The sequence below is a fragment of the Streptomyces sp. AC555_RSS877 genome (assembly GCF_019049245.1).
GTDB lineage: Bacteria > Actinomycetota > Actinomycetes > Streptomycetales > Streptomycetaceae > Streptomyces.
The window spans coordinates 260,221-284,207 of the sequence record NZ_JAGMUK010000218.1; the positions used below are offsets into that span (position 1 = coordinate 260,221).

20 protein-coding genes are annotated in these 23,987 nt (G+C 70.8%); 5 read left to right on the top strand and 15 right to left on the bottom strand.

All coding sequences use genetic code 11. The annotated features are described in order from the left end of the window. Positions 1-69: 69 nt before the first annotated feature. The 8 genes from KUM49_RS45020 to KUM49_RS45055 form a co-directional block, all read right to left on the bottom strand. The gene (locus tag KUM49_RS45020) at positions 70-1,788 is read right to left on the bottom strand and encodes a PP2C family protein-serine/threonine phosphatase (protein WP_217242759.1); all 1,719 of its coding nucleotides are present in this window, start codon (positions 1,786-1,788) and stop codon (positions 70-72) included. Next, on the bottom strand, positions 1,785-2,828 hold the full coding sequence (locus tag KUM49_RS45025; protein WP_217242760.1) for an ATP-binding SpoIIE family protein phosphatase: 1,044 nt from the start codon (positions 2,826-2,828) through the stop codon (positions 1,785-1,787). The genes KUM49_RS45020 and KUM49_RS45025 overlap by 4 nt, the downstream gene beginning before the upstream one ends. Further along, positions 2,828-3,268: an anti-sigma regulatory factor gene (locus KUM49_RS45030; RefSeq protein ID WP_217242761.1), complete on the bottom strand. Its 441-nt coding sequence runs from the start codon at positions 3,266-3,268 to the stop codon at positions 2,828-2,830. The genes KUM49_RS45025 and KUM49_RS45030 overlap by 1 nt, the downstream gene beginning before the upstream one ends. Beyond that, positions 3,268-3,690, bottom strand: a complete 423-nt coding sequence (locus tag KUM49_RS45035) for an STAS domain-containing protein (RefSeq protein ID WP_217242762.1) — start codon at positions 3,688-3,690, stop codon at positions 3,268-3,270. The genes KUM49_RS45030 and KUM49_RS45035 overlap by 1 nt, the downstream gene beginning before the upstream one ends. Beyond that, the gene (locus KUM49_RS45040; RefSeq protein WP_217242763.1) at positions 3,687-4,589 is read right to left on the bottom strand and encodes an STAS domain-containing protein; all 903 of its coding nucleotides are present in this window, start codon (positions 4,587-4,589) and stop codon (positions 3,687-3,689) included. The genes KUM49_RS45035 and KUM49_RS45040 overlap by 4 nt, the downstream gene beginning before the upstream one ends. Before the next feature lie 187 nt (positions 4,590-4,776). After that, a complete protein-coding gene (locus KUM49_RS45045) occupies positions 4,777-5,187 on the bottom strand; it encodes an STAS domain-containing protein (RefSeq protein WP_217242764.1) in 411 nt (136 codons plus the stop codon). Between the two features lie 237 nt (positions 5,188-5,424). Next, positions 5,425-7,869, bottom strand: a complete 2,445-nt coding sequence (locus tag KUM49_RS45050; RefSeq protein ID WP_217242765.1) for a SpoIIE family protein phosphatase — start codon at positions 7,867-7,869, stop codon at positions 5,425-5,427. Then, entirely contained in the window at positions 7,866-11,870 is a 4,005-nt protein-coding gene (locus tag KUM49_RS45055; RefSeq protein WP_217242766.1) for a HAMP domain-containing protein, read from the bottom strand. The genes KUM49_RS45050 and KUM49_RS45055 overlap by 4 nt, the downstream gene beginning before the upstream one ends. Before the next feature lie 395 nt (positions 11,871-12,265). Between KUM49_RS45055 and KUM49_RS45060 the strand changes: the two genes are divergently transcribed. Continuing rightward, positions 12,266-12,637 carry a PRC-barrel domain containing protein gene (locus KUM49_RS45060; protein ID WP_217242767.1) on the top strand — a complete coding sequence of 124 codons (372 nt, stop codon included), beginning with the start codon at positions 12,266-12,268 and terminating at the stop codon, positions 12,635-12,637. 185 nt (positions 12,638-12,822) lie between these two features. Continuing rightward, on the top strand, positions 12,823-13,257 hold the full coding sequence (locus KUM49_RS45065) for an ATP-binding protein (RefSeq protein ID WP_308407013.1): 435 nt from the start codon (positions 12,823-12,825) through the stop codon (positions 13,255-13,257). A gap of 23 nt (positions 13,258-13,280) precedes the next feature. Here the strand turns inward: KUM49_RS45065 and KUM49_RS45070 are convergent, their stop codons facing one another. Then, entirely contained in the window at positions 13,281-13,715 is a 435-nt protein-coding gene (locus tag KUM49_RS45070) for an ATP-binding protein (protein ID WP_217242768.1), read from the bottom strand. A 194-nt stretch (positions 13,716-13,909) separates the two neighbouring features. Between KUM49_RS45070 and KUM49_RS45075 the strand changes: the two genes are divergently transcribed. Next, the gene (locus KUM49_RS45075; RefSeq protein WP_217242769.1) at positions 13,910-14,086 is read left to right on the top strand and encodes a hypothetical protein; all 177 of its coding nucleotides are present in this window, start codon (positions 13,910-13,912) and stop codon (positions 14,084-14,086) included. A 122-nt stretch (positions 14,087-14,208) separates the two neighbouring features. Next, positions 14,209-14,496 carry a DUF4190 domain-containing protein gene (locus tag KUM49_RS45080; RefSeq protein ID WP_217242770.1) on the top strand — a complete coding sequence of 96 codons (288 nt, stop codon included), beginning with the start codon at positions 14,209-14,211 and terminating at the stop codon, positions 14,494-14,496. 116 nt (positions 14,497-14,612) lie between these two features. Here the strand turns inward: KUM49_RS45080 and KUM49_RS45085 are convergent, their stop codons facing one another. Continuing rightward, positions 14,613-16,520 carry a long-chain fatty acid--CoA ligase gene (locus tag KUM49_RS45085; protein WP_217242771.1) on the bottom strand — a complete coding sequence of 636 codons (1,908 nt, stop codon included), beginning with the start codon at positions 16,518-16,520 and terminating at the stop codon, positions 14,613-14,615. Positions 16,521-16,674: 154 nt separating this feature from the next. Between KUM49_RS45085 and KUM49_RS45090 the strand changes: the two genes are divergently transcribed. Beyond that, positions 16,675-16,908: a DUF6480 family protein gene (locus KUM49_RS45090; protein ID WP_217242772.1), complete on the top strand. Its 234-nt coding sequence runs from the start codon at positions 16,675-16,677 to the stop codon at positions 16,906-16,908. Between the two features lie 142 nt (positions 16,909-17,050). On the opposite strand, the gene KUM49_RS45095 is transcribed toward KUM49_RS45090, so the two are convergent. From KUM49_RS45095 to KUM49_RS45115, 5 genes are all read right to left on the bottom strand, one after another. Further along, the gene (locus KUM49_RS45095) at positions 17,051-18,139 is read right to left on the bottom strand and encodes a glutamate--cysteine ligase (protein ID WP_217242773.1); all 1,089 of its coding nucleotides are present in this window, start codon (positions 18,137-18,139) and stop codon (positions 17,051-17,053) included. Between the two features lie 109 nt (positions 18,140-18,248). Further along, on the bottom strand, positions 18,249-20,459 hold the full coding sequence (gene glgB, locus KUM49_RS45100; RefSeq protein WP_217242774.1) for a 1,4-alpha-glucan branching enzyme: 2,211 nt from the start codon (positions 20,457-20,459) through the stop codon (positions 18,249-18,251). Positions 20,460-20,462: 3 nt separating this feature from the next. Further along, positions 20,463-21,824, bottom strand: a complete 1,362-nt coding sequence (locus KUM49_RS45105) for a maltokinase (RefSeq protein WP_217242775.1) — start codon at positions 21,822-21,824, stop codon at positions 20,463-20,465. A 28-nt stretch (positions 21,825-21,852) separates the two neighbouring features. Further along, a complete protein-coding gene (gene treS / locus KUM49_RS45110) occupies positions 21,853-23,571 on the bottom strand; it encodes a maltose alpha-D-glucosyltransferase (RefSeq protein WP_217242776.1) in 1,719 nt (572 codons plus the stop codon). After that, on the bottom strand, positions 23,568-23,987 hold a 420-nt coding region (locus tag KUM49_RS45115), incomplete at its 5' end, for a DUF3459 domain-containing protein (protein WP_217242777.1). The genes treS and KUM49_RS45115, both read right to left, overlap by 4 nt.

The following is a 23,987-nucleotide window of genomic DNA, read 5'->3' on the forward strand; positions in this document are numbered from 1 at the left end:
TGCCCGCCCGGCCGCCGAAGCGCATCGGGGCGATCGTGAAGATCGTGGGACGGAGCCGCGGACCGGGCTTCAGGCAGCCAGATGACACAGCAGCAGGCACACGTCGTCGTCCCGCTCGGAGTCGCTCAGCAGCGGGGTGAGGATCCGGTCCGCCGAACCGTCCAGGTCGGCCTCCAGCTCCGCGGAACCGAACGACCCGAGCGCCTGGGCCAGGCGCTCGATGCCCGGGTCTATGCCCAGGGCACGCCGCTCCACCAGACCGTCGGTGTACAGCGCCAGCGTGGAGCCGGGCTCGAGCGGCGCGGTGTGGTCGTGGATCACCTGCCGCAGCGGGATGCCCAGCATGGCCCCGGGTTTGGCGTCCAGCGTCCGCACCCGTCCGTCGGGAGTGCGCAGCACCGGCGGCGGATGGCCCGCGGCGGCCCAGGTGAGCGTCGGATCGCCGGGGCGGAAGCGCGCGATGACCGCGGTGGCGTACAGATCCGGCTGGAGATGGTGCAGGAACATGTGCAGCCGCGTCAGCAACTGCCCGGGGCTGCCGCCGTCGACGGCGTACGCTCGCAGCGCGGTCCGCAGCTGACTCATCATCACGGCCGCGTGCAGACCGTGCCCGGTCACGTCGCCGATGACGGTGATCAGACTGCCGTCGGGCTGCCGGAAGGCGTCGTACCAGTCGCCGCCGATGTTCAGCCCGTACGTGGCCGGCAGATAGCGGGCGGCCAGGCTCAGGCCCGGTGTGGTGGGCAGGTCCGTGAGCAGGGCGCGCTGGAGCGTCTCGGCGATGTCCCGGTTGTGCTCGAAGCGCCGGGCGTTGTCGATGGCGATGCTGGCCCGCCGGGTGAGCTCGATCAGCATCACCGCGTCGTCCGGGTCCCAGCGCTTGCCGGGCGGCGACAGCGTCAGCACGCCCAGCGGGGCGCGCCGCGTGGGCAGCGGGATGCACAGCAGCGGCCGGGCGGGATCCAGCGCCGAGGGCGGCTGGTCGGAGACGCCGGGCAGGCCTCCCGGATGGTCGGCGGCGTACTGCGGGCGCCCGGTGCGGGCGGCGAGCACGGCGGCGGCCGGGTGCGGGGCGGGCGGCTGCCGGTCGCCGTCGCCGTCGAAGAGCCAGACGTCGACGCTGCGGGCGTACTCGGGCACCAGCAGATCCGGCAGCCGGCGCACGATCTCGTGGTGGTTCAGCGACGCCGTCAGTACGGCACTGGCGTCCGCCAGGAACGTCAGTCTGCGGCGGGCGCTCTCCGCCTCGGTGCGCGCCTTGCGCTCGGCGGCGAACGCGTCGCGCTGGGCCCGTCCGGCGGCGTCCAGTTCGGCGTGCAGGGCCAGCACGCCCTGATTGGTCTGGTGCAGTTCCTCCCGGTGGAAGGCGACCAGCTCCTCCTGCTCGTCGAGCCTCTCCAGCACCAGAGCGGTGTCCTCGTCGGCGCCCAGCAGGGCCTCCGCCAGGATCGCCGGGTCGTCCGCCACCGCGGCGGCGCCGGCCGGGTCCGCCGTCTCGGGACAGCGGACCGTCGTCCGCCACGGCGGCTGCGCGGCGGTGGCACCCGTGTCCTGCAAGGGGGTCACCACCACGTGCAGCAGCCCCTCCTCGGCGGGCGCCGCCGTGGCTTCCAGGCTGAGCCGCCACGTGCCGCCCTTGGTGAGGCACTGCCGCAGATGGGCGCTGAGCGCGGTGGTCAGACGCGTGCGGTCGAGGGCGGGCACACCGTACGCGGCCGCCAGCCGGGCGGTCGCGATCCGGGCCCGCGCCGCGTCGACGACGTCGGTGATCTGCAAACTGCGCGTCATGGACCCTCCGCGGTCGGAGACAGCACCACCACAGCCGTGTCGTCCCGCACCGGCCGCGCGGAACTGCTCGCGTCACGCACCGTCAAGGCGGCCACGAGGGCCGGGTCGGCGGACAGCAGGTCCGGGTCGGACGGCGCCGTCCAGCGGCTGGGCAGGCCGTCGCTGTGCAGGATCAGCAGCTGGTCCGCCGCCCAGGGCATACGGTCCTCACGCAGTGTCGCGTGCCGGTGGACGCCCACGATCCCGGGCCGGGACAGCAGGGAACGCCAGCCGTCGCCCTGACGCAGCCGGGCGCCTATGTTGCCGACGCCCGCGAACCGCAACAGCCCGGCACGCGGCTCCACCTGGGCGACGGCGACGGCCGCGCCCCTGGTGCCGCGCAACGCCGTGTCGAGGTGCACCAGCGCTTCGGCGGGCGGCAGATGGGCGGCGCCGTTCAGGGCCTCCACCGCCGCCGTCGAGGCGCGGGCCGCCTCCGGGCCGTGCCCCAGCCCGTCGGCCAGCATCAGGGTCAGCCGGTCGCCGGACCGGGCCCACGCCCAGGCGTCGCCGGAGTAGTCCGCACCGGCGAGCGGGATGTTCACCCCGCCGGCCCGCACCGCGGCGACCGGCGCCGCGGCCTTCGGGTGGGCACCGACCCGGGCCAGCGCCACCGTGCCCCGCCCCGGCGCGCTGTGCAGGCCGAAGTCGTCGGCTATACGGCGACACGTGCCGAGCCCGGCGCCGAGGGAACGGGTGGTGGAGAAGCCGTCGCGCAGGGCGGCGGCGACGTCGCTCATGCCCGGCCCGTGGTCGATCGCGGCGATCTGCACCAGGCAGGCACCGCCGCCCGTCGGCGTGGGCGGCGCGACGACCTCGATGAGGATCAGACCGCCCCCGGCGTGCTTGAGCAGGTTGGTGGCCAGCTCGGTCGCCACCAGAGCGGCGGCCGCCGTACGCGGCTCGTCGAGCCGTGCCGAGGTGGCCGCGTTCACCGCGGCCACCCTGGCATCACGGACCCGGGTCGAGTCGTGGACCGGGACCTCCCACACGCGCGGCATCAGAACTCCCCGCGCGGGTGCGGTGGCCGGGCCGCCCAGGAGATCACCGTGATCTTGGTGCCGACGCCCGGAGTGCTGTCGACGGCGAACTCGTGCACGAGGCGGCGCGCACCGCCCAGGCCCATCCCCAGACCGTCCCCGGAGGTGTAGCCGTCGCTCAGCGCCCGCTCCAGGTCCGGGATGCCCGGCCCTTCGTCGGAGAACGTCAGGCGCAGCCCGTGCACGCGCCCGTTGTCGACGCGTGCCGACTCCATCTGTCCGCCCCCGCCGTGCACGAGGGTGTTGCGGGCCAGCTCACTGGCCGCGGTGACCAGTTTGGTCTGGTCCACCAGGCCGAAACCCAGCAGACCGGCGGCCTGCCGTACGTGCTGGCGCACCCACACCAGATCCATGTCCGAACGGATCGGCAGGCAGGCGTCGACGCCCGCGGCTGTCTGCATCACCGGCTCTCCTGGCGCGGTCCGCCGGAGCGGGTGGCCGGATGCGGGCCCGCGAGCAGATCCATGGCGGCCTCCGCGGTGAGCGCGGTGCGCAGCCCCGGAAGCGTCAGTCCGAGCTCCACCAGCGTGATCGCGACGGCCGGCCGCATGCCGGCCACGACGGTACGGGCGGCCAGCAGAGTGGCCTGCGCGGCGATCTCGGCCAGAACACGACCGAGGAAGGAGTCGACCATCTCGACCCCGGAGATGTCGATGACCAGGCCGGTCACCCCCGTGCCGACGATGGTCTCGCCGATGTCCTGCTGGAGCTGCTGGGCCGTGCTGTCGTGCAGGTCTCCCTGGAGGGTGACCAGGAGGACGTCGCCGAGCTTGAGCACCGGCACGTGCCCCGTGACGGGGCCGGAGGAGAAGTCGTGGTTCACCGGGTACCCGCCACACCGCCGGGCGTCGCGTTGATGATGTTGGCTCCCAGCTTGTGCAGGGCGTACGCCAGGGCGTCGGCCAGGCTCGCCCGGGTGATCACGGTGCCCAGGTCCAGGCCCAGGTGGACGATGGTCTGCGCGATCGCCGGACGGATGCCGGAGACGACGCACTCCGCGCCCATCAGCCGGGCGGCCGCGACCGTCTTCATCAGGTGCTGGGCGACCAGGGAGTCGACCGTCGGCACCCCGGTGATGTCGAGGATCGCGAACCGGGCGTGCTGGTCTACGACGGCCTCCAGCAGCGTCTCCATCACGACCTGGCTGCGGGCGCTGTCGAGCGTCCCGATCAGCGGGACCGCCACGATGCCGTCCCAGAGCTTGATGACCGGCGTGGCCACTTCCATCAGCTGCAGCCGCTGCCGCTCGATCAGGGCCTGCCCCTCGCTCAGCGCCGTCTCCAGCACGACCAGCCGCAGGGTGCCCATCAGCACGGTCAGGGCAGTCGTGCAGTCCCGGACCAGCTCGGTCGACTCTTCGGGGAGGTCGGCGATCAGGAGGTTCTCGACGGGCGGGCGCAGCGCGTCCACGTCGTTCGAGACCTGCGCGGTGGTGAAGCCGGCCCGGGAGCGGGCCGCGCCCATCCGCGCCAACTGCTCGCGCACCACGGTGAATCCGGCGGCGTCGGGGTCGTGCACCTGGTCCGTGTCGGCGACCTGGGCCAGCGCGTCGACGACGATCTTGCCCGCTTCCACCGCCTCGTCCCGCGAGACGGTGAACACCGTGCGGAACAGGGGCTCGTCGGCCCACCGCCCGGCGATCTGCTCGGCGCGGCGGCGCAGGAAGTCCCCGACCTCCCGTGCCGGCGATTCGTGCTGGCCTACCGTTTCGTGCTCCGGCACCTGTACTACTCCTCAGCGTCCTCTTCGGGGTTTCGTCGCACCGGACCCGTTGGAGGCAACGAGACGGCGATGTGACCCTGCCGGGCGACCACTGTAACCATGGCTCCACGGTGTGGGGCACCGCGTCCCGGACGAACGATCACGTGGTGCGGGAAGCCCTTCGACGGCTCGTGGACGGCCCGCCGGATCAGGTCTGTCGGCCGTCCTGAGCGACCTGCTCGACCTGCCCGGTCTCAGGCGCGTCGACGCGGGCCAGCGCCTCGTCCAGGCTCTCCGACACCGGGACCGTGATGCTCACGCCCGTCAGGTCCAGGATCCGCCGCACCGCAGGTGTGGGGGAGATGATGTGCACGCTGCCCGGTATGTCGCGTGCCTCCTGGTAGACCCTCAGGATGATGTTCATGCCCGACGAGTCCATGAACGGGACGGACGAGAGGTCCAGCAGGAAGTGCCGCCGGCCGTGGTGGAGCTGGTTGGCCAGGTGATGCTGGAACTCCGTTGCGGTGTCTACGTCCAAGTAGCCCTCGACCGAGATCAGAGCGACGTCCTCCCGGGGCAGGGTGACCTCGACGGACAAGGGGTTCTGGGCAATGGACACGAATACCTCCACAAGTCTTACGGCCAGGGCTGGTTACCCCTGTGGGCGACTTCGATGCACGCCGATTCCGGCAGTGCTCCGTGATCAAGATCTCATCGGTCCGGGGGGTGCTGAGCGGCTCCGTTCCCCGCCGGGCAGCACGTCCCGCGTCTACCGAATCCCATCTTGTGCGCCTTCCCGTCGCCGGTCTTCATCTGTCACCGCGCCCCGCGTTTACCCGCGAACGAACGAGGTATGTCACCCGACCCGGATGCCGACGAGACAGGTGTCGTCGTCCGTGTCCGATTTGCTGTACGTCAGCAGACGGTCCAGCTGCAGGTCGAGTGTCCGGGGAGCCGTGCGCGCCGTGGTCAGCAGCTGCTTCAAAGACTCCTCCACGGAGCGGTCCCGGCGCTCGATCAGCCCGTCGGTGTACATCAACAGGGTGTCCCCGGCCGCCAGTTGGACCTCGGCCTCCTCGTACTGCGCCTCCGGTACGGCACCGAGCAGCATGCCCCTGACCAGAGGCAGCGGCGTGGCCTCGGCGCCGCGCACGAGCACGGGCGGGAGATGGCCCCCTCGCGCCCAGCGCAGTGTGTGCCGGTCCGGGTCGTACAGTCCGCAGACCGCGGTGGCGGTGACGGCACCGTTGAGGTGGTGCGCCACGATGTTGAGCCAGGAGAGCAGTTGGCCCGGCCCGGCGCCGGTGACGGCCAGTCCGCGCAGCGCGTTGCGCAGCACGACCATGCTGGTGGCCGCCTCCATCCCGTGCCCCGCCACGTCGCCGACGCACAGCAGCACCATCCCGGACGGCAGTACGACGGCGTCGTACCAGTCGCCGCCCACGAGTTGCTCCATCTCGGCGGGCCGGTAGCGGACGGCCACCTGGAGGTCGGGGACCTGGAGCGGGGCCTGGGTGGGCGGCATGATGGCGTGCTGCAACTGCAGGGTGAGCCGGTTGCGTTCGGTGGCCTGCTGCTCGGTGTGCGCGAGCTGGTCGCGGGTGGCCGCGAGGGCGACCTCGGTCCAGTGCTGGGCCGAGATGTCCTGGTAGGCGCCGCGGACGGCGAACAGCCGGCCGTCCGTGTCGAGCACCGGTTCGGCGACGATCCGGATGTGCCGGGTCACCCCGTCGGGCCGTTGCAGCCGGAACGCCGTCGACGCGGGACGCCGCTGGTGCAGCAGGGTGCGCAGGAACCGGCGGATGGCGTCGGTGTCGTCGGCGTGGGCATGGGCGGTCAGTTCCTCGAGCGGGACCGGGGTGCCCGACGGGGAACGGCCGTACAGGTCGAACAGCTGCCCGTTCCAGGTGATCTCGCCGGTCAGCAGGTTCTCCTCGAACCCGCCGATCCGCCCGAGCCGCTGGGCGTGCTGCAACAGGCTCGCCAGCCGTGCGGTCTCGTCCTCGATCCGCCACAGCAGCAGGACGCCGCTTCCGTGCCGGCTGATGCTGATGTCGGCGATCGCCGAGAGCGGGACCTGGTCGACCAGGGCGGTGAGGTTCATCCGGCGCGCACGGAACGGCTCGCCGGTCGCGTAGACCCGCTCGACGCGCTGGAACAGCTCGCTCTCCCCGGCGGCCATCGGATAGGCCTCCAGGAGCAGGGCCCCGTTGACGACGGCGCGCGGCCGGCCCGCGGGATCGAGGAACCGGCTGTTCACATGCTGGATACGGAAGTCCACCAGGTGGCCGGAGTCGTCGAGGTGCGGCACCAGGACCAGAGCGGGGTCGTGCAGCCCGTCGGCCAGGTCCATGAGCTCCGCCGCGTCCGGCAGCACACGGGGTTCCGGCACGGAGTCGTGCACCAGCGAGTACGTCTCCAGGGTGTGGGCGCACAGCTCCGCCAGGGCCTCCACCTGACGGATGATCCGCGGCGGCTGCGGGGCCAGCGGCTCGGCCCAGACGATCTCCAGGACGCCGTGCACCCGCCCGCCGGTACCCGCGGGCAGCGCGGCCCGGCCGCCGTCCGGATGCTGGTGCCGGCCGATGCTGGGCAGTCCGGTGCGGGCCAGGGAGGTGATCCACTGACCGTCGCGCTCGGTCAGGCCGCGCCGCGCCACCGTCACCACGTCCGGCGGCACATAGCGCCAGCGCGCCGCCTCGACCGGGGAGAACCCGGCGCTGCCCGCCAGGGACAGCGAGCCGTCGGGGCCCGCCGCCCAGATGGCCACGGCCACCGCCCCGAGCGGCTGCAGGGCCTGCTGCAACAGGGAGTCCGCGACCGCCTGGGTGTCGTCCGCGGCCAGCGCACCGCTCTCGGCGGCCCGCAGCCGTACGGCCGCGGCGTCGACCACCGACTCCGCGGTCTCGGACGTGGCGGCGAGGAAGGCCTCCGTGACCTCGGACATCTTGTCCCGGGCGGCCTGGTTGATGACCTCGACCGCGAACTCCAGAGGAGTCATTTTCGCCTGCTCGGCCAGCTCCGCGAGCTGCCGGGCGGCCTGCGCGGGACCGCACTGCAGACGTTCGACCAGGATGCCCTTGGCGAGTTCGATCAGCGCACGCCCCTCGGCCTCCGCCTGGGCCGCACGCACCTCGCGGCGCAACCGCTCGACCGTCGCGGCCAGCCTGCCCACGGGGGAGGCGGAGGGTACGGGCGCGCCGTCGGGTTCGGGGCCCGGGCCGGCCGTGGGAGAGGCGGACGCGAAGGGTCCCCCCGCGTCGCCGTGCGCGTGCGGACGGTCGGAACTCGGCGGCCTCATGCGGGCAGCCAGCTTCGGACGCAGGCCATCAGATCCTGGGTGTCGACGGGCTTGGTGACGTAGTCGCTGGCGCCCGAGGCGAGGGACTTCTCGCGGTCGCCGGGCATCGCCTTCGCGGTGACCGCGATGATGGGCAGGTCGGCGTACTGCGGCATCCTGCGGATCTCCGCCGTGGCCGTGTACCCGTCCATCTCGGGCATCATCACGTCCATCAGCACGAGGGCCACGTCCGGGTTGTCGACCAGCGTCTCGATGCCCTTGCGGCCGTTGTCGGCGTGCAGCACCCGGAAGCCGTGGAGTTCGAGGATCCCGCTGAGTGCGAAGAGGTTGCGCGCGTCGTCGTCGACGACGAGGACCGTACGGCCGGCGAACGACTCGTCGACCGGCTGTGGCGTGACCGGCTGTGGTTCCTCGGGGCGCACCAGGGAGAGCACGTCTCCGGGTTCCTCCGCCGACAGGTGCAGGGCGATGCGTTCGCGCAGCTCGTCCAGGCTGGACAGGAACTCCAGCGACCCGGCCTGCGCGCGCGACCGCAGCGACTCCTCCAGGGCGAGGTCGGCGCGGTGACCGCTGTGCACCAGCACCGGAACGCTCGCCAGCGCGGAGTCGCCCCGCAGGGCCTCCAGGAACCGGGAGGCCTCACCGTCCGGCATGCCCAGTTCGAGTACGACGCAGTGGCACGGTTCGTCGGCCAGGGCGCCCGCGGCCTCCTGGGCGCCGGCGGCGGTGATGACGTCGACATCCGCCCCCTGGCCGCTTCCGCCCCGGCCGTGGGCCACGTCGGCGACCACGCTCTCGGCGACCAGGGTCAGCAGCCCGCGAGCGCGCTCCTCCACCACCAGCAGACGCCGCCGCCGCTGCCCGACCCCGGCCGGCAGACCGATCGCCGTCGGACGGCTTCCCACGGCGTCGAGGGCGAGCGCCATGTCCGGCGCCCTCTCGGGGGGCAGGCCGCTGCTCAGCAGTTCCTCGAAGTCTGGACGGGCCACCGGCAGGAACAGCGTGAACGTGCTGCCCTGGTCGGGTGTGCTGTCCACGGTGACCGCGCCGCCGAGCAGATGGGCGATCTCCCGGGTGATGGACAGACCGAGCCCGGTGCCGCCGTACTTGCGGCTCGTCGTGCCGTCCGCCTGCTGGAACGCCCCGAAGATCGTCTCCAGTTGCTGCTCCGGAATGCCGATCCCGGTGTCCTTCACACGGAAGGCCACGATGGTGCTGCTGCGCAGCACGCCCTGGGGCACCTCGTCGTCGGAAGCGGGTTCGATACGCAGTTCCACACTGCCCTGTTCGGTGAACTTGACCGCGTTGGACAGCAGGTTGCGCAGCACCTGGCGCAGGCGGGACTCGTCGGTCAGCAGGTCGGCCGGGGCGCCGGGGGTGGTGGTCACCTCGAAGTCCAGGCTCTTCTGCGTCGTCATCGGCCGGAAGGTGGCCTCCACGTAGTCGATGAGCTGGCGCAGGGACACGACCTCCGGCGCGACGTCCATCTTTCCGGCCTCCACCTTCGACAGGTCGAGGATGTCGTTGATCAGCTGGAGCAGGTCCGACCCGGCGGAGTGGATGATGCCCGCGTACTCGACCTGCTTCGGGGTGAGGTTGCGCGAGGGGTTCTGGGCGAGCAACTGGGCGAGAATCAGCAGGCTGTTGAGCGGGGTGCGCAGCTCGTGGCTCATGTTCGCCAGGAACTCCGACTTGTACTTGGAGGCCAGCGACAGCTGCTGGGCGCGCGCCTCCAGTTCCTGCCGGGCCTGTTCGATCTGGAGGTTCTTCGCCTCGATGTCGCGGTTCTGGGCGACCAGCAGCGAGGCCTTCTCCTCCAGTTCCTCGTTGGAGTGCTGCAGCTCCTCCTGCTGGGCCTGCAACTCGGCCGACCGGGCCTGGAGTTCGGCCGTGAGACGCTGTGACTCGCCCAGCAGTTCGTCGGTCCGGGCGTTGGCCACGATGGTGTTCAGGTTGACGCCGATGGTCTCCATCAGCTGTTCCAGGAAGTCCTGGTGGATCTGCGTGAAGGCGGTGACCGAGGCCAGCTCGATCACGCCGAGGACCTGGCCCTCCACCACGATGGGCAGCAGCACCAGCGCGCGCGGCACCACCTGGCCGAGCCCCGAGGAGATGGTCACGTAGTCCGTCGGCAGCTCGTCCACCGTGATGGTGCGCCGGCTGCGCGCCGCCTGGCCGACCAGGGTGCGCCCGAAGGCGATCCGAGCGGGCCGGCTGTCGTCGTCGGGACGGCCGTAGGAGCCGACCAGCCGCAGTTCGGGGCCGTCGTCCCCGTCCTCGGCGAGGTAGAACGCGCCGTACTGGGCCGAGACCAGCGGTACCAGCTCGTCCATGATCAGCTCGGCCACGACGGGCAGGTCCCGGTGCCCCTGCATCAGGCCGGAGATCCGGGCGAGGTTGGTCTTGAGCCAGTCCTGCTCCTGGTTGGCCCGGGTGGTCTCGCGCAGGGAGCCGACCATGGAGTTGATGTTGTCCTTGAGCTCGGCGACCTCGCCGGAGGCCTCCACCGTGATCGAGCGCGTCAGGTCGCCCTCCGCGACCGCGCTCGCCACCTCGGCGATCGCGCGCACCTGCCGGGTCAGGTTGCCCGCGAGTTCGTTCACGTTCTCGGTGAGGCGCTTCCAGGTGCCCGAGACGCCCTCCACCTCGGCCTGTCCGCCGAGCCGTCCCTCGGTGCCGACCTCGCGGGCGACGCGGGTGACCTCGTCGGCGAAGGCGGAGAGCTGGTCGACCATGGTGTTGATCGTCGTCTTGAGTTCCAGGATCTCGCCGCGGGCGTCGACGTCGATCTTCTTCGACAGGTCGCCCTTGGCCACCGCGGTCGTCACCAGAGCGATGTTGCGCACCTGACCGGTGAGGTTGTTCGCCATCGAGTTGACGTTGTCGGTCAGGTCCTTCCACGTGCCGGCCACGTTCGGCACATGGGCCTGTCCGCCGAGCCGCCCTTCGGTGCCGACCTCGCGGGCGACGCGGGTGACCTCGTCGGCGAACGCGGACAGGGTGTCGACCATGGTGTTGATGACGTCGGCCAGGGCCGCGACCTCACCCTTGGCCTCGACGGTGATCTTCTGCGACAGATCGCCCCGGGCCACGGCGGTCGCCACCTGGGCGATGGAGCGGACCTGGCCGGTCAGGTTCGACGCCATCACGTTGACGTTGTCCGTGAGGTCCTTCCAGGTGCCCGAGACCCCCCGGACCTGCGCCTGACCGCCGAGGTTCCCGGCGGTGCCGACCTCGCGGGCGACGCGGGTGACCTCGTCGGCGAAGGCGGAGAGCTGGTCGACCATCGTGTTGATGGTGTTCTTCAGCTCCAGGATCTCGCCGCGGGCGTCGACGGTGATCTTCTGCGACAGGTCGCCCTGGGCGACGGCTGTCGTCACCTGGGCGATGTTGCGGACCTGGCCGGTCAGGTTGCCCGCCATGCCGTTCACCGAGTCGGTGAGGTCACGCCAGACGCCGGCGACCCCCGGCACCTGAGCCTGTCCGCCGAGCCGCCCCTCGCTGCCGACCTCGCGTGCCACACGCGTCACTTCGTCGGCGAAGGCGGAGAGCTGGTCGACCATCGTGTTGACGGTCTCCTTCAGCTGGAGGATCTCGCCGCGCGCGGGGACGTCGATCTTCTGGGAGAGGTCCCCCTTCGCCACCGCCGTGGCCACCTGCGCGATGTCGCGCACCTGGGTCGTCAGGTTGCCCGCCATGGCGTTGACGGAGTCCGTCAGGTCGGCCCAGGTGCCCGAGACGCCCGGTACCTCCGCCTGCCCTCCGAGCGTTCCCTCGGTGCCGACCTCGCGGGCCACGCGGGTGACCTCGGAGGTGAACACGGACAGCTGGTCGACCATGCCGTTGAACACGGTGGCGATGTCACCCAGGAGGCCCTGTCCGTCGTCCGGGAGGCGGGTGCCGAAGTCCCCGTCCCGTACCGCCGTGAGCCCGGCCAGGAGCTGCCGCAGCTCGTGGTCCCCCGGGACCGCATCGCTGACCTCGATGGTGTTGCTGGTCATGCGTACCCTCGTTCCGCTCCCCAAGAGTCCCCGGGGACGGGGACTCGGAACCAAAGCCGGGCCGGGCGGCCCTCGCAAGTTGTGCGTGCGTTTCCGCAGTTCACGGATCTGCGTGATGAAAGACGACGTAGGCTAACCCAGCTGCCGAGTGCCGGACAAAGTGTCGCGCGAACTTCTGCCCGAGGTGCGGAAAACAGGTGGTGAGTGTGCATGCCCGGACTCGACGGGGGTACTGGGAGCGGTTTCTTCCGCGGCCCGTGAGGGTGCCCCGGCCGTTGTGGCGCGCTGTTCAGAATGCGAATGCCGCCGGCGGGTAACTGCTGCTGTGGAGCAGGCGGCCGCAGCTGGGTCCGCAGGCTCATGACACGGCATCGGCGCGGGGAGGAAGGAGCGGCGTGGCCATCGACGGAATCTGGTCGTACGCACGGGACAGCGGTCATGTGGAGGGACAGGAGCTCACGGGCTACACCGTGGAGGCGACCGACGGCACGATCGGCCATGTTGACCGGCAGGCCGATCACTTCGGGATGCGGCACCTGGTCGTGGACACCGGCGTCTGGGTCTTCGGCCGGAGTGTCCTGGTTCCGGTCGGCGTGATGACGGGCGTCGACAGCGAGAGCCGGACGATAACGCTGTCGTGCACGAGGGGTGAGGTGAAGGGGGCTCCCCGGTTCCATACGGACAGCGAAACCATGGACCGGGCGTACCTGGCGAGCGTGGGCGAGTACTACCATCGGCTGCCGCCGAGCGAGACGCCCACCACGTGAGCGCGGACGCCGAGGCGCAGGCTGCCGACGTCGAACCGACGGGCGGCGGCCGCGCCGGTTCCGCCACGGTGAACGGGCCCACCTGAGGGGAAAAGGCTGATTGAGGTGACAGGAACGGCGGGGTTCCTCGTCCTGGTCGATACCGGCCGAGGCGCGACGGAAGGCCCCCGGGCAGTGACGCGGTCGTGAGCGCGGCCGAGCGTATCGAGGAGACCCGGAGGGCTCTCCCGGTGACGACCGCGGCAGCGGCACGCGCCCATGTCCGGGCGGTGGTGCGCGAGGAATGGGGCTCGGGATCCCGCGCCGTTCGGGAGGAGGACGTCATCGACCTGGTCCTCGTGGTCTCGGAGCTGGTCACCAACGCCATCCGGCACGGTGCAGGACTGGCCGGGTTCGACGTCCTGCCCACACGCTGGGGGATCCGGCTCGCCGTCCACGACAACAGTCAGGTCGTGCCCGACGCCGCGTACGGATCCGGTGCCCTGCCCGTCGCGCACCACGGCAACGGGTACGGCTGGCCGCTGATCATTCGCCTGGCCCGGGAGATCGCCATCGAACCGCGTCCCGGAGGCGGCAAGACGATCAGCGTGTTCGTGCCGCTGCGCGAGGCGTCCGCCTGAGGTCCGCCCACGTCCGGCCGGCCTCACCAGGGCAGGAAGACGTGGATCTCCTTGCCGCTCTCTCCGGTGACCACGCTGACCTGGTCGCACAACGTGTGGATCAGGTGCCAGCCGATGCCTCCGCCACCGCGGCTGGGGTGGAAGGGCCGGGGCGCGGGCGGAGTGGTGTTGGTGTCCTGCATGACCACGTGCACGCCGTCGAACGTCCGGCGCATGCACAGTTCGAAAGGACCCGGAGCGTACTGGACCGCGTTCGCGGCCAGCTCCGTGACCACCAGGAGAATGTCGTCCCAGTACTCCGGCGTGGCCGGCGGAGAGGTGCGTGCCAGGTCATAGAGGAATTTCTCCGCTTCAAGGCGCGCACCTGTCACATTGCGCAGCTCCCCTGGGAAGCGTGTGCTGCGGCTGGGCATCTCTTTGGAAGCCAGTGTGTCGTCCCTATGCGGCTCGGCTGCCATCTCGCCTTCCCGGCCCGGCGTCAGCAGGGCTGTAGTGCTTTCCCTTGCGCCCCCTCCGTCTGCAGAGTTCCCAGGCGGACAGAGCTTACGCGCCCGCGTGCGATCAGACCGGCGGACCGCGGGGGTCCTCCTGTCTGCTGTCGCGGATCCGGGGCATGGGGACTTCGTAGGTGGATACGGACGGAGGGTGACTCGTGCTCGCCATTGCTGCGGCAGTTCTGTTCTTCATCGCGTTTCTGATCAACGCCGCCGAGATCTCGACCAACGACGTCTTCACGTCGACGAACGTCATGCTGCTCGGCCTGATGGTGCTGGCCCTGCATCTCGCGGGCGTGGGCAGTTCCTGGGCGGCTCGCGGTCGACGGCGCTGACCGTGCGAAAAGCGGAATGGACAATTTCGGAAATTCCCTGACGGCACATCAATTATTCGGTATGTGCGGCATTTTGGAGGGAACTCGCCGGATATCCAAGCACCCGACACCGGGAGAATGTGATGACGAGTTACGGCGGCACCCCTGCCGCGTCCTCCAGGTCACGCACCAATGGTCTGGCCATCGCGAGCCTCATCTGCGGAATCATCGGACTGATCTTCTTCAACGTGATTCTCGGTCCGGTGGCGATAGTGCTGGGCGCCGTGGGCATGCGCCAGGCACCTGCCAAGGGCGGGGCGGGGATGGCCAAGGCCGGTATCGTCCTCGGCATCGTCGACCTGGTCATCTTCGCGGCGCTCTTCGCGGTGGCCGCGGCGAACGGCGGCTTCACCTGGTACGTCGGCGGCTGACCCAAGGCCCCTGACCGAAGCCCCCGACCTGGATCGAAGGGCGCATGCGCACCACGGCATGCGCCCTTCGGCATGCTCCGGGCAGGCCTCGCGTGCCCCTCCCCACAGTCACGCCCTCACCGGAACACGTTGTCCGCCTCGTCCCAGCTCGCCGAATCGTCCGGCACGCTCTGCCGCCCGCCGCGTGAGCGCGCCTGGTACATCGCGTCGATCTCGAACGCGTACGTCCGCACGATCAGGTCCCGGCGCAGCTTCATCGAGGGTGTCATCAGCCCGCTGGCCAGGTCGAACGGCTCCGGAAGAACCCGGAAGACCCGGATGGACTCCGAGCGCGAGACGGCACTGTTGGCCGCCGCCACGGCCCGCGTGATCTCCTCCCGCAGCGCGTTCTCCTCACGCGCCTCCCGGTTTCCCGCGTCACTCTGCCAGGCCAGTCCCGCCCGCCAGTGCGCCAGGAACTCCGGGTCCAGGGTGATCAGTGCCCCCACGCAGGGCCGGTTGTCGCCGACGATCACCGCCTGGTGGATGAGCGGATGCATCCGCAGCCGGTGCTCCAGGGCGGCCGGGGCGACGCTCTTGCCGCTGTTGGTGATGATGACGTCCTTCTTGCGCCCGGTGATCGTCAGATAGCCCTCGGGGTCCAGCCGCCCGATGTCCCCCGTGGCCAGCCAGCCGCCGGGCAGCAGTGCGGCCCGGGTCGCCGCCTCGTCGCTCACGTACCCCTGGAACACCGACGGCCCGCGCACCAGGATCTCCCCGTCGTCGGCCACCCGGATGTCCGTGCCCGGCAGGACCTGCCCCACCGTGCCGGACTTCTCCCGGCCCAGCGGCTGCATCGTGATCCCGCCGCTGGTCTCCGTGAGCCCGTACCCGTCGTGGACGTAGACGCCGATGCCCTCGTAGAACAGGCTCAGATCGCGGTTGAGGGGTGAGCCGCCCGAGGTGGCGCGCCGGGCCCTGCCGCCGAGCGCGGCCCGCAGCTTGCGGTACACCGTGCGTTCGTACAGGGCGTGCTGGAGCCGCAGATCGAGGCCGGGGCCGGGCCCGGCGTCCAGCCGCTGCCGCTCGCACGCCGCGGCGAAGTCCCGTGCGGTCTCGGCCGCCCGCTCGAACAGCGCGCCGCGGCCCGCCTGTTGGGCGGTGCGCAGGAAGGTCTTGTAGATCTTCTCGAAGACCGACGGTACGGCGTAGAAGTAGGTGGGGCGGAAGGAGCGCAGTGCCGACGACAGCGCCTCCCCGCTCAGGTCGGGTTCATGGGCCATGAGCAGACCGCCGCGCAGGCACATGCCCTGGATCATGAGGCCGTACACGTGGGAGAACGGCAGGAACGCGAGGACGGACGCCTGTTGTCCGGCCGGCGCGGCCGTGTGTCCCCAGCCCGCGAGCAGGGTGTCGCAGGGGCTCGCGAGGCCACGGTGACTGAGCGCGCAGCCGAGCGGGTGCCCGGTCGTGCCGGAGGTGTAGGCGACGACGGCGGTGGAGTCCGGCAGCACGATGCGGCGCAGCGAGTCCACGGTGGCGAACGGGATGAACTCGCCCCGCTCGACGAGATCCCGAAGGGCCCCCGAGTCAAGTTGCCAGACATGGCGCAGCCGAGGCAGCGTCGCGCACACGGAGCCCACCGTCATGACGCTCTGCTCGTCCTCGACGGCCACGGCCACGCAGCCGGCGTCGCGCAGGATCCACTCGACCTGTTCCCGCGAGGACGTCGGATGGATCGGCACCACCTCGGCGCCCACCGCCCACAGCGCGTAGCCGAGGACCGTCCACTCGTACCGGGTACGCGCCATGATCGCCACACGGGACCCCGGGGAGATCCCGCAGGCGACCAGGCCCTTGGCCAGATCCACCACCTCGTCCCGCAGTTCCACGGCGGTCACCTCCTCCCAGACGGAGGAGGCGGCGCCGGAACGACGGGCGACCATCGGCAGGGTGGGGTTGCGGGCCGCCGTCTCGAAGACGCTGTCGGCGAGCCCTCCGGTCAGGGGTCGGGTGGCCGGGGGAGCGAGGGCGAGGTCGCGCATGCGCTGCTCCTGTTGTGTACGGGGTGTGACTCCGCCGACGTGCACGGTTATCTTGCGGTGCTCGAATCTAGCCCAGGTGCGGGCGCTCGGTGCCGGGATCGGAGAACTGGCCCCGGGGCCGATGATCTCGGCGGGTTCGGGGGACTCGGACGGCATGAGTTACACGAACCCCGACCCCGATCCCGAACGCACCACCGGCCTGGAACCGGGCGGCGGCGTGCCTCCCGGCGAGACCCCGCCGGCCGAGAGCAGCCTGCCCGAGGCGGGCCCCAGGGAGACGCACAATCCGCACAAGGGCTGGGCCAAGGCGCCACTGACGCTGATCCTGGGCCTCGCCGTCCTGATCGCGGCGTTCTTCCTGGTGTACGCCATCATCCTCATGCTGTGAGAACAGGCGGAGAGAATCAGGCGGTGAGAGGACACCGCGAGAGGAGGCCGCAGGACAGGTCGTGAGAGCAAACGAGGAGACGGTCGCGAGACCAGGCCGAGAACGCGGCCGCCAGACGGTCACGGACGCACGGACGGCCGCGTCACGCCTGCGTGATGCGCACGCACTCGGTGACGACGTCCCTGAGGCTTCCGGTCCGCTCCATCAGCGCGCGTTGCACCCCGGCGCCGCTGCCGAGCCGCAGCAGCTCGGCGCACGTGTCGCGGGCCCGGTCGAGGTCGCCGGTCTCGGCGAGGGCGTCCCCGACGTGGTCCAGCAGGGCCCGCACCACCGCCTCAGCCGGCATGCGCCGCATGGTCGCGGGGTGGAGCAGTTCCTCGGTCAGACCGGACCGCGCCGCCCGCCAGGCCGCCAGCCGCAGCAGGCTCACGCTGTGGCCCAGCGGCTCCCGGCCCGCCCGCCACTCGCGCGCGGCGGTCTCGACGAGACCGCGGGCCAGGGTGGCGACGAGCACGGCGGTGCTCGCGTGCAGACAGACGTCGGAGACCCGGATCTCCACGGTCGGGTAGCGCCGGGACAGCCGGGCGTCGAAGTAGATCATCCCCTCGTCGAGGATCACACCGGTGGCCACCATGTCCGCGACCCTGCGGTGATAGCGCTCGGCCGAACGGAAGGGCTCGGTCGGTCCGGCCGACGGCCACCGCTGCCACACCCGGCTGCGGTAGCTGCTGTAGAACGTGTCCTTTCCCTGCCAGAAAGGGGAGTTGGCGCTCAGCGCGGACAGCACCGTCAGCCAGGGCTGGATCCGGTCGATGACGGCGACGCCCTCCTCGTCGGACTCCACCGACACGTGCACATGGCAGCCCATGACGAGCTGTTCCTGGGTGGCGATCCCGTACTGCTCGGCCATCCACTGGTAGCGGCGGCCCACGCCGACGGAGGGGCTGACGGGCAGCGGTGAGGTGGCGAGCGCGGCGACCGTGCAGCCGATCTCCCCGGCGTGCCGGGCGGCCTCCTTGCGGCAGCGGACGATCTCCGCCCGCAACTCCTCCATCCCCGACTGCGGATGCGTCGCGAACTCCAGCATCTGGTTGTGCAGTTCCTTCTCGAAGACGTCCCTGTCCGCGCCGTCCTGCGCGGCGCGGGCGAGGACCGCGGCGGACAGCGCCTGCGGCTCACCCGTCTCGGGATCGACCAGGAGGAGTTCCTCCTCCACTCCGACGGTGCGCACCTGATGCAGCCCTCCTGTGGCTTCTCTGCGGCGACGAGACTGTTCGCTCGTGTACGACCCCGACTGCCCCCCCGGGGCCGTTCGAACACCTGGTGTCGCCGCGGGTACCTCAGCCGGGCTGCGGAACCAGCCACACCGTCGCGAGCGGCGGCAGCGTCAGCCTGAGCACCCCGTCCTCCGGCTTGACCGGGTCGGGCCGGGTGAGGTCGCTGCCCCCGTACCGAGCCGCGTCGGTGTTGAGGGCTTCCTGCCAGGCGGGCACGGAGCCGGGCACATGAAGGACGTAGTCGTGCCGGACGACGGGGGAGAAGTTGGAGACTGCCAGCAACGGGGTGCCCTCGGCGTCGTACCTGACGAACGCGAAGACGTTGTCCTCGGCCGCGTCCCCGACCACCCACCGGAACCCGCCGGGGTCGGTGTCGCGCTGCCACAAGGAGGGGCAGTCGCGGTAGACGGTGTTGAGATCGCGGACCAGGTCCCGCACCCCGCGGTGGTCCGGCTCCGCGCTGTAGGCGGGGTCGAGCAGCCACCAGTCCGGGCCATGGGGCTCGGACCACTCGGCTCCCTGCGCGAACTCCTGCCCCATGAAGAGGAGTTGCTTGCCGGGATGGGCCCACATGAACCCCAGGTACGCGCGGTGGTTGGCGCGCTGCTGCCACCAGTCGCCGGGCATCTTCGAGACCAGGGCCTGCTTGCCGTGCACCACCTCGTCGTGCGAGATCGGCAGGACGTAGTTCTCGCTGTACGCGTACATCATCGAGAAGGTCATCTCGTTGTGGTGGTACTTGCGGTGGACCGGCTCGTGGCTGATGTAGCCGAGCGAGTCGTGCATCCAGCCCATGTTCCACTTCAGGCCGAAGCCCAGGCCGCCGCTGTCGGTGGGCCGGGTCACCCCGCCCCAGGCCGTCGACTCCTCGGCGATCGTCACCACGCCGGGCGCCCGCCGGTACACGGTCGCGTTCATCTCCTGGAGGAACGCCATCGCGTCCAGGTCCTCGCGGCCGCCGAAGACGTTGGGCGACCACTGGCCCGAGTCACGGGAGTAGTCGAGGTAGAGCATCGAGGCGACGGCGTCCACGCGCAGGCCGTCGATGTGGAACTCCTCGCACCAGTACACCGCGTTGGCGACCAGGAAGTTGCGCACCTCGACCCGCCCGAAGTCGAACTCGTACGTGCCCCAGTCCGGGTGCTCGGCCCGCCGGTCGTCTCCCGGCTCGTACAGCGGGTCCCCGTCGAAGCGGGCCAGCGCCCAGTCGTCCTTCGGGAAGTGCGCCGGCACCCAGTCCATGATCACGCCGATGCCCGCCCGGTGCAGGGCGTCGACCAGGTACCTGAAGTCGTCCGGTGTGCCGAGCCGTGCCATCGGCGCGTAGAAGCCGGTGACCTGGTAGCCCCAGGAGCCGCTGAAGGGGTGCTGCGCGACCGGCATGAGCTCCACGTGGGTGAAGCCGAGGTCCTTGACGTACGCCGGGAGTTCGTCGGCCAGCTGACGATACGTCAGTCCTGGTCGCCAGGACGGTAGATGGACCTCGTACACCGAGAACGGGGCCTCGTGCACCGGCACGTCCCCGCGCCGGGCCATCCACTCCCGGTCGCTCCACTCGTACCGCGAGGAGGTCACGACGGACGCCGTGTCGGGCGGCACCTCGCTGCGCCGGGCCATCGGGTCGGCCTTGAGGAACCGGCCGCCGTACCGGGAGGTGATCTCGAACTTGTACCGCGTGCCCTCGCCGATGCCCGGCAGGAACAGCTCCCAGACACCGGACGCACCGAGCGACCGCATCGGGAAGGCCTGCCCGTCCCAGAAGGTGAACTCCCCGGCGACCCGCACACCCCGGGCGTTGGGTGCCCAGACCGTGAACCGGGTGCCGGTCACGCCCTCGTGCGTCATCGGCTCCGCGCCGAGCGCCTTCCACAGCTGCTCGTGCCGTCCCTCACGGATGAGGTGCAGGTCGGTCTCGCCGAGAGCGGGCAGGAAGCGGTACGGGTCGTGCACCTCCTGCTCCCCTTCGGCGTACGCCACCAGCAGCGTGTACGCGGGGATCGCGTCGAGTGGGAGTACGCCGGAGAAGAGCCCGTCGCCCTCCGAGGCGAGCGGGCTGCGCTCGCCGTCGACCACGACGCTCACCGAACGGGCGAACGGCCGCAGGGCCCGGAACACGATCCCCTCCGGCACCGGGTGGGCGCCCAGCAGCGCGTGCGGATCGTGGTGAGCGCCGGACAGCAGGCGGTCGCGGTCGCCGGGGTCGAGCGGTGGGGCCGCACCGCACCGGGCGGGTCCGGAGGGCTCGGGCACCGAAGGGTCGTCGCGCAGGGCCACGGGTCAGTCTCCTCTCACGGCGAGACGTTCGATCGCCGCCATGGGTACGGGGAGCCAGTCCGGGCGGTGTCTGGCTTCATACAGGACCTCGTAAACCGCCCGGTCCGTCTCGTAGGCACGCAACAGGCCGTGCTTCTTGCGCGGGTCCCATCCGGCGCGGGACGCGTAGCCCGCGCAGAACGCTTCCCGACAACGGCGCGCCCACTCCGGACGCCAGGGGCGGCGCTGCCGGGCGGCGTAGTCGAAGGAGCGGAGCATCCCGGCGATGTCCCGCACCGGGGAGTGGGCGCTGCGCCGCTCGGCGAGCGGGCGGGACGGTTCGCCCTCGAAGTCGATGACGAACCACTCCCGCCCCGCCCGGAGCACCTGCCCCAGGTGGAGGTCGCCGTGGATGCGCTGGGCCGGCGGCCCGGCATCGCAGGTCGCGAGGGCCCCGAAGGCGGCCCGCAGGCCGGGCACGAACGGCTTGAGCGCCGGCACGCAGTGGGCGGCGGAGTCGAGCCGTTCGGTCATCGCCGCCGCGGTACGGCCGCTCTCGCTGTGGGTGCCGGCCGGGAAGGCCGAGGCCAGCGCGAGGTGCACCTCCGCCGTGGCCTGCCCCAGCTCGTGCGCCTGCGCGGTGAAGTCGTCCCCGCGGCCGAGCGCGCGCAGTGCCAGCGTCCAGCCGTCGGACGCGTCGCGCAGATACGGCTGGAGCACGCCCAGCGTCGCCTCCTGCGGATGCGCCGTCCGGAACCAGGCCACGGGCGCGGGCACCCGGCGGCAGCCCTGCCCGGCCAGCGCGCCCGGCACTTCCAGGTCCGGGTTGACGCCGGGCTGGATGCGCCGGAAGAGCTTCAGGATGAACTCGTCGCCGTACACCAGGGAGGAGTTGGACTGCTCGGCGTCCAGCAGCCGCGGCGGCAGCCCGGCCGGCACCGGCACGGACGGGTCGCACTCGAAGCGCAGCGGACCGGCCGTCCCCGGATGCCGCAGCCGCTCCAGGAGCAGCTGCGCCGACCGGGGGTCGTGCAGCGCGTCGTACACCGTCATTCCGGCGAACGGGCCCTGCTCCGCACGGCCGATGAGCGCCCGCCCGAGCCGCGGCGACAGATGCTGTCGTACGCCCAGCAGCAGCTGGTAGCAGTCTCCCGCCGGGGTGCCGCCGCCGAGGGCCGGCACGGGCGCGTGACTGGCCTGCACCAGCAGGTGCAGACAGCCTGGGAACAGCTCGGTCATCGACAGCAGGGCGAGGTCCGTGATGGGCCGGTCCTTGCCCGCGAACCAGCGCTGCCTGGGCAGCCAGTCGCGCAGCAGGCCGCCGAGCGAGACCATCGGGTCGGCGACGACCGTACGTCTGGGGCGGAGGAATGCGGTCTTCGGCATGGTGACGCGTCCTTTCGTCGGCACACGCTCAAAGTCGTCGACCGATGCGGGATGCGACTCGGGAGAGCCGGAACCAGTAGAAGCCGTGTCCGCCGAGGGTCAGCAGATACGGCAGTTCACCGATGGCCGGGAAGCGGACCCCGCCGAACAGCTCGACCGGGTATCGCCCTGCGAACTCACGCAGATCGAGTTCCGTCGGCTGCGCGAACCGGGCGAAGTTGTTCACGCACAGGACGAGGTCGTCCTCGTACTCCCGCAGAAACGCCAGCACCGCCGGATTGGAGGACTGGAGCTCGGTGAAGGAACCGAGGCCGAAGGCGTGGTTCTGCTTGCGGATCTCGATCATGCGGCGGGTCCAGTGCAGCAGCGAGGACGGGGAGGCCATCGACGCCTCGACGTTGGTGACCTGATGGCCGTAGACCGGGTCCATGATGGTCGGCAGGAACAGGCGGCCGGGATCGGCCGTGGAGAACCCGGCGTTGCGGTCGGGCGTCCACTGCATGGGGGTGCGTACGGCGTCGCGGTCGCCGAGCCAGATGTTGTCGCCCATGCCGATCTCGTCGCCGTAGTAGAGGATCGGCGAGCCCGGCAGGGACAGCAGCAGGGCGGTGAACAGCTCGATGGTGTCGCGGTCGTTGTCCAGCAGGGGCGCGAGACGGCGGCGGATGCCGATGTTGGCGCGCATGCGGGGGTCCTTGGCGTATTCCTCCCACATGTAGTCGCGCTCTTCGTCGGTGACCATTTCGAGGGTCAGCTCGTCGTGGTTGCGCAGGAAGATGCCCCACTGGCAGTTCGACGGAATGGCCGGGGTCTTGGCGAGGATTTCCGAGACGGGATACCTCGATTCCCTGCGCACCGCCATGAAGATGCGCGGCATGACCGGGAAGTGAAAGGCCATGTGGCATTCGTCGCCGCCGCTTCGGTAGTCGCCGAAGTAGTCGACGACGTCCTCCGGCCACTGGTTCGCCTCCGCCAGCAGCACCGTGTCCGGATACATGGCGTCGATCTCGCGGCGTACCCGCTTGAGGAAGGCGTGCGCGGCGGGCAGGTTCTCGCAGTTGGTGCCCTCCTCCGCGTACAGGTAGGGCACGGCGTCGAGCCGGAAGCCGTCGATGCCCAGATCCAGCCAGAAGCGGAGGGCGGCCAGAATCTCCTCCTGCACCGCCGGGTTCTCGTAGTTGAGGTCCGGCTGGTGGGAGAAGAAGCGGTGGAAGAAGTACTGCTGCCGCACCGGGTCGAAGGTCCAGTTGGACACCTCGGTGTCGACGAAGATGATCCGCGCGTCCTGGTACTGCTTGTCGTCGTCGGCCCACATGTAGAAGTCGCCGTACGGCCCGTCCGGGTTCGTGCGTGACTCCTGGAACCACGGGTGCTGGTCGCTGGTGTGGTTCATGACGAAGTCGATGATGACCCGCATGCCGCGCTGGTGGGCGGCGTCGACGAACTCCACGAAGTCGGCCAGGTCGCCGAACTCGGGCAGGACGGCGGTGTAGTCCGAGACGTCGTAACCGCCGTCCCTCAGAGGCGACTTGAAGAACGGTGGCAGCCACAGACAGTCGACCCCCAGCCACTGCAGGTAGTCGAGCTTGGCCGTGAGGCCCCTGAGGTCGCCGACGCCGTCGCCGTCGCTGTCCTGGAAGGAGCGGACGAGGACCTCGTAGAAGACGGCGCGCTTGAACCACTCGGGGTCCCGGTCCTTGGCCGGGGTGTCCTCGAAGGTGTCGTGGACGGGCTCGTTGACGGTCATGAGGCGGGGGACTCTCCGATCTGCGGCGTGGCGGACGACCGTTGGACGTGGAACACGTGTGCGGGCGCCCGACCGGGCTCCAGCCGCACATAGTTGTTCCTGCCCCAGCGGTAGGTCTCGCCGGCCAGTTCGTCGTGGACGGACAGGGACTCGTGCCAATCCAGGCCGAGCTGCGGCATGTCCAACGAGACCGTCGCCTCCTGGGGTCGGTGCGGGTCGAGGTTGACCACCACCAGAACCATGTCCGAATCCGTGCGCTTGCTGTACGCGATCACCGCGTCGTTGTCGGTCGGGTGGAAGCGGATGTTCCTGAGCCGTCGCAGGGCCGGGTGTGCGCGCCGGATCGTGTTGAGCCGGGTGATCAGGGGGGTCAGGGAGCGGCCCTCGCGGTCGGCGGCTTCCCAGTCGCGTGCGGT

Excerpts from the sequence above, each read along its gene's own strand:
- KUM49_RS45025 (WP_217242760.1), bottom strand. The coding sequence starts at position 2,828 with ATGCCGCGCGTGTGGGAGGTCCCGGTCCACGACTCGACCCGGGTCCGT.
- KUM49_RS45020 (WP_217242759.1), bottom strand. The coding sequence starts at position 1,788 with ATGACGCGCAGTTTGCAGATCACCGACGTCGTCGACGCGGCGCGGGCC.
- KUM49_RS45070 (WP_217242768.1), bottom strand. The coding sequence starts at position 13,715 with ATGGCAGCCGAGCCGCATAGGGACGACACACTGGCTTCCAAAGAGATG.
- KUM49_RS45090 (WP_217242772.1), top strand. The coding sequence starts at position 16,675 with ATGAGTTACACGAACCCCGACCCCGATCCCGAACGCACCACCGGCCTG.
- KUM49_RS45050 (WP_217242765.1), bottom strand. The coding sequence starts at position 7,869 with ATGAGGCCGCCGAGTTCCGACCGTCCGCACGCGCACGGCGACGCGGGG.
- KUM49_RS45105 (WP_217242775.1), bottom strand. The coding sequence starts at position 21,824 with ATGCCGAAGACCGCATTCCTCCGCCCCAGACGTACGGTCGTCGCCGAC.
- KUM49_RS45030 (WP_217242761.1), bottom strand. The coding sequence starts at position 3,268 with ATGCAGACAGCCGCGGGCGTCGACGCCTGCCTGCCGATCCGTTCGGAC.
- KUM49_RS45055 (WP_217242766.1), bottom strand. The coding sequence starts at position 11,870 with ATGACCAGCAACACCATCGAGGTCAGCGATGCGGTCCCGGGGGACCAC.
- KUM49_RS45080 (WP_217242770.1), top strand. The coding sequence starts at position 14,209 with ATGACGAGTTACGGCGGCACCCCTGCCGCGTCCTCCAGGTCACGCACC.
- treS (WP_217242776.1), bottom strand. The coding sequence starts at position 23,571 with ATGACCGTCAACGAGCCCGTCCACGACACCTTCGAGGACACCCCGGCC.
- KUM49_RS45085 (WP_217242771.1), bottom strand. The coding sequence starts at position 16,520 with ATGCGCGACCTCGCCCTCGCTCCCCCGGCCACCCGACCCCTGACCGGA.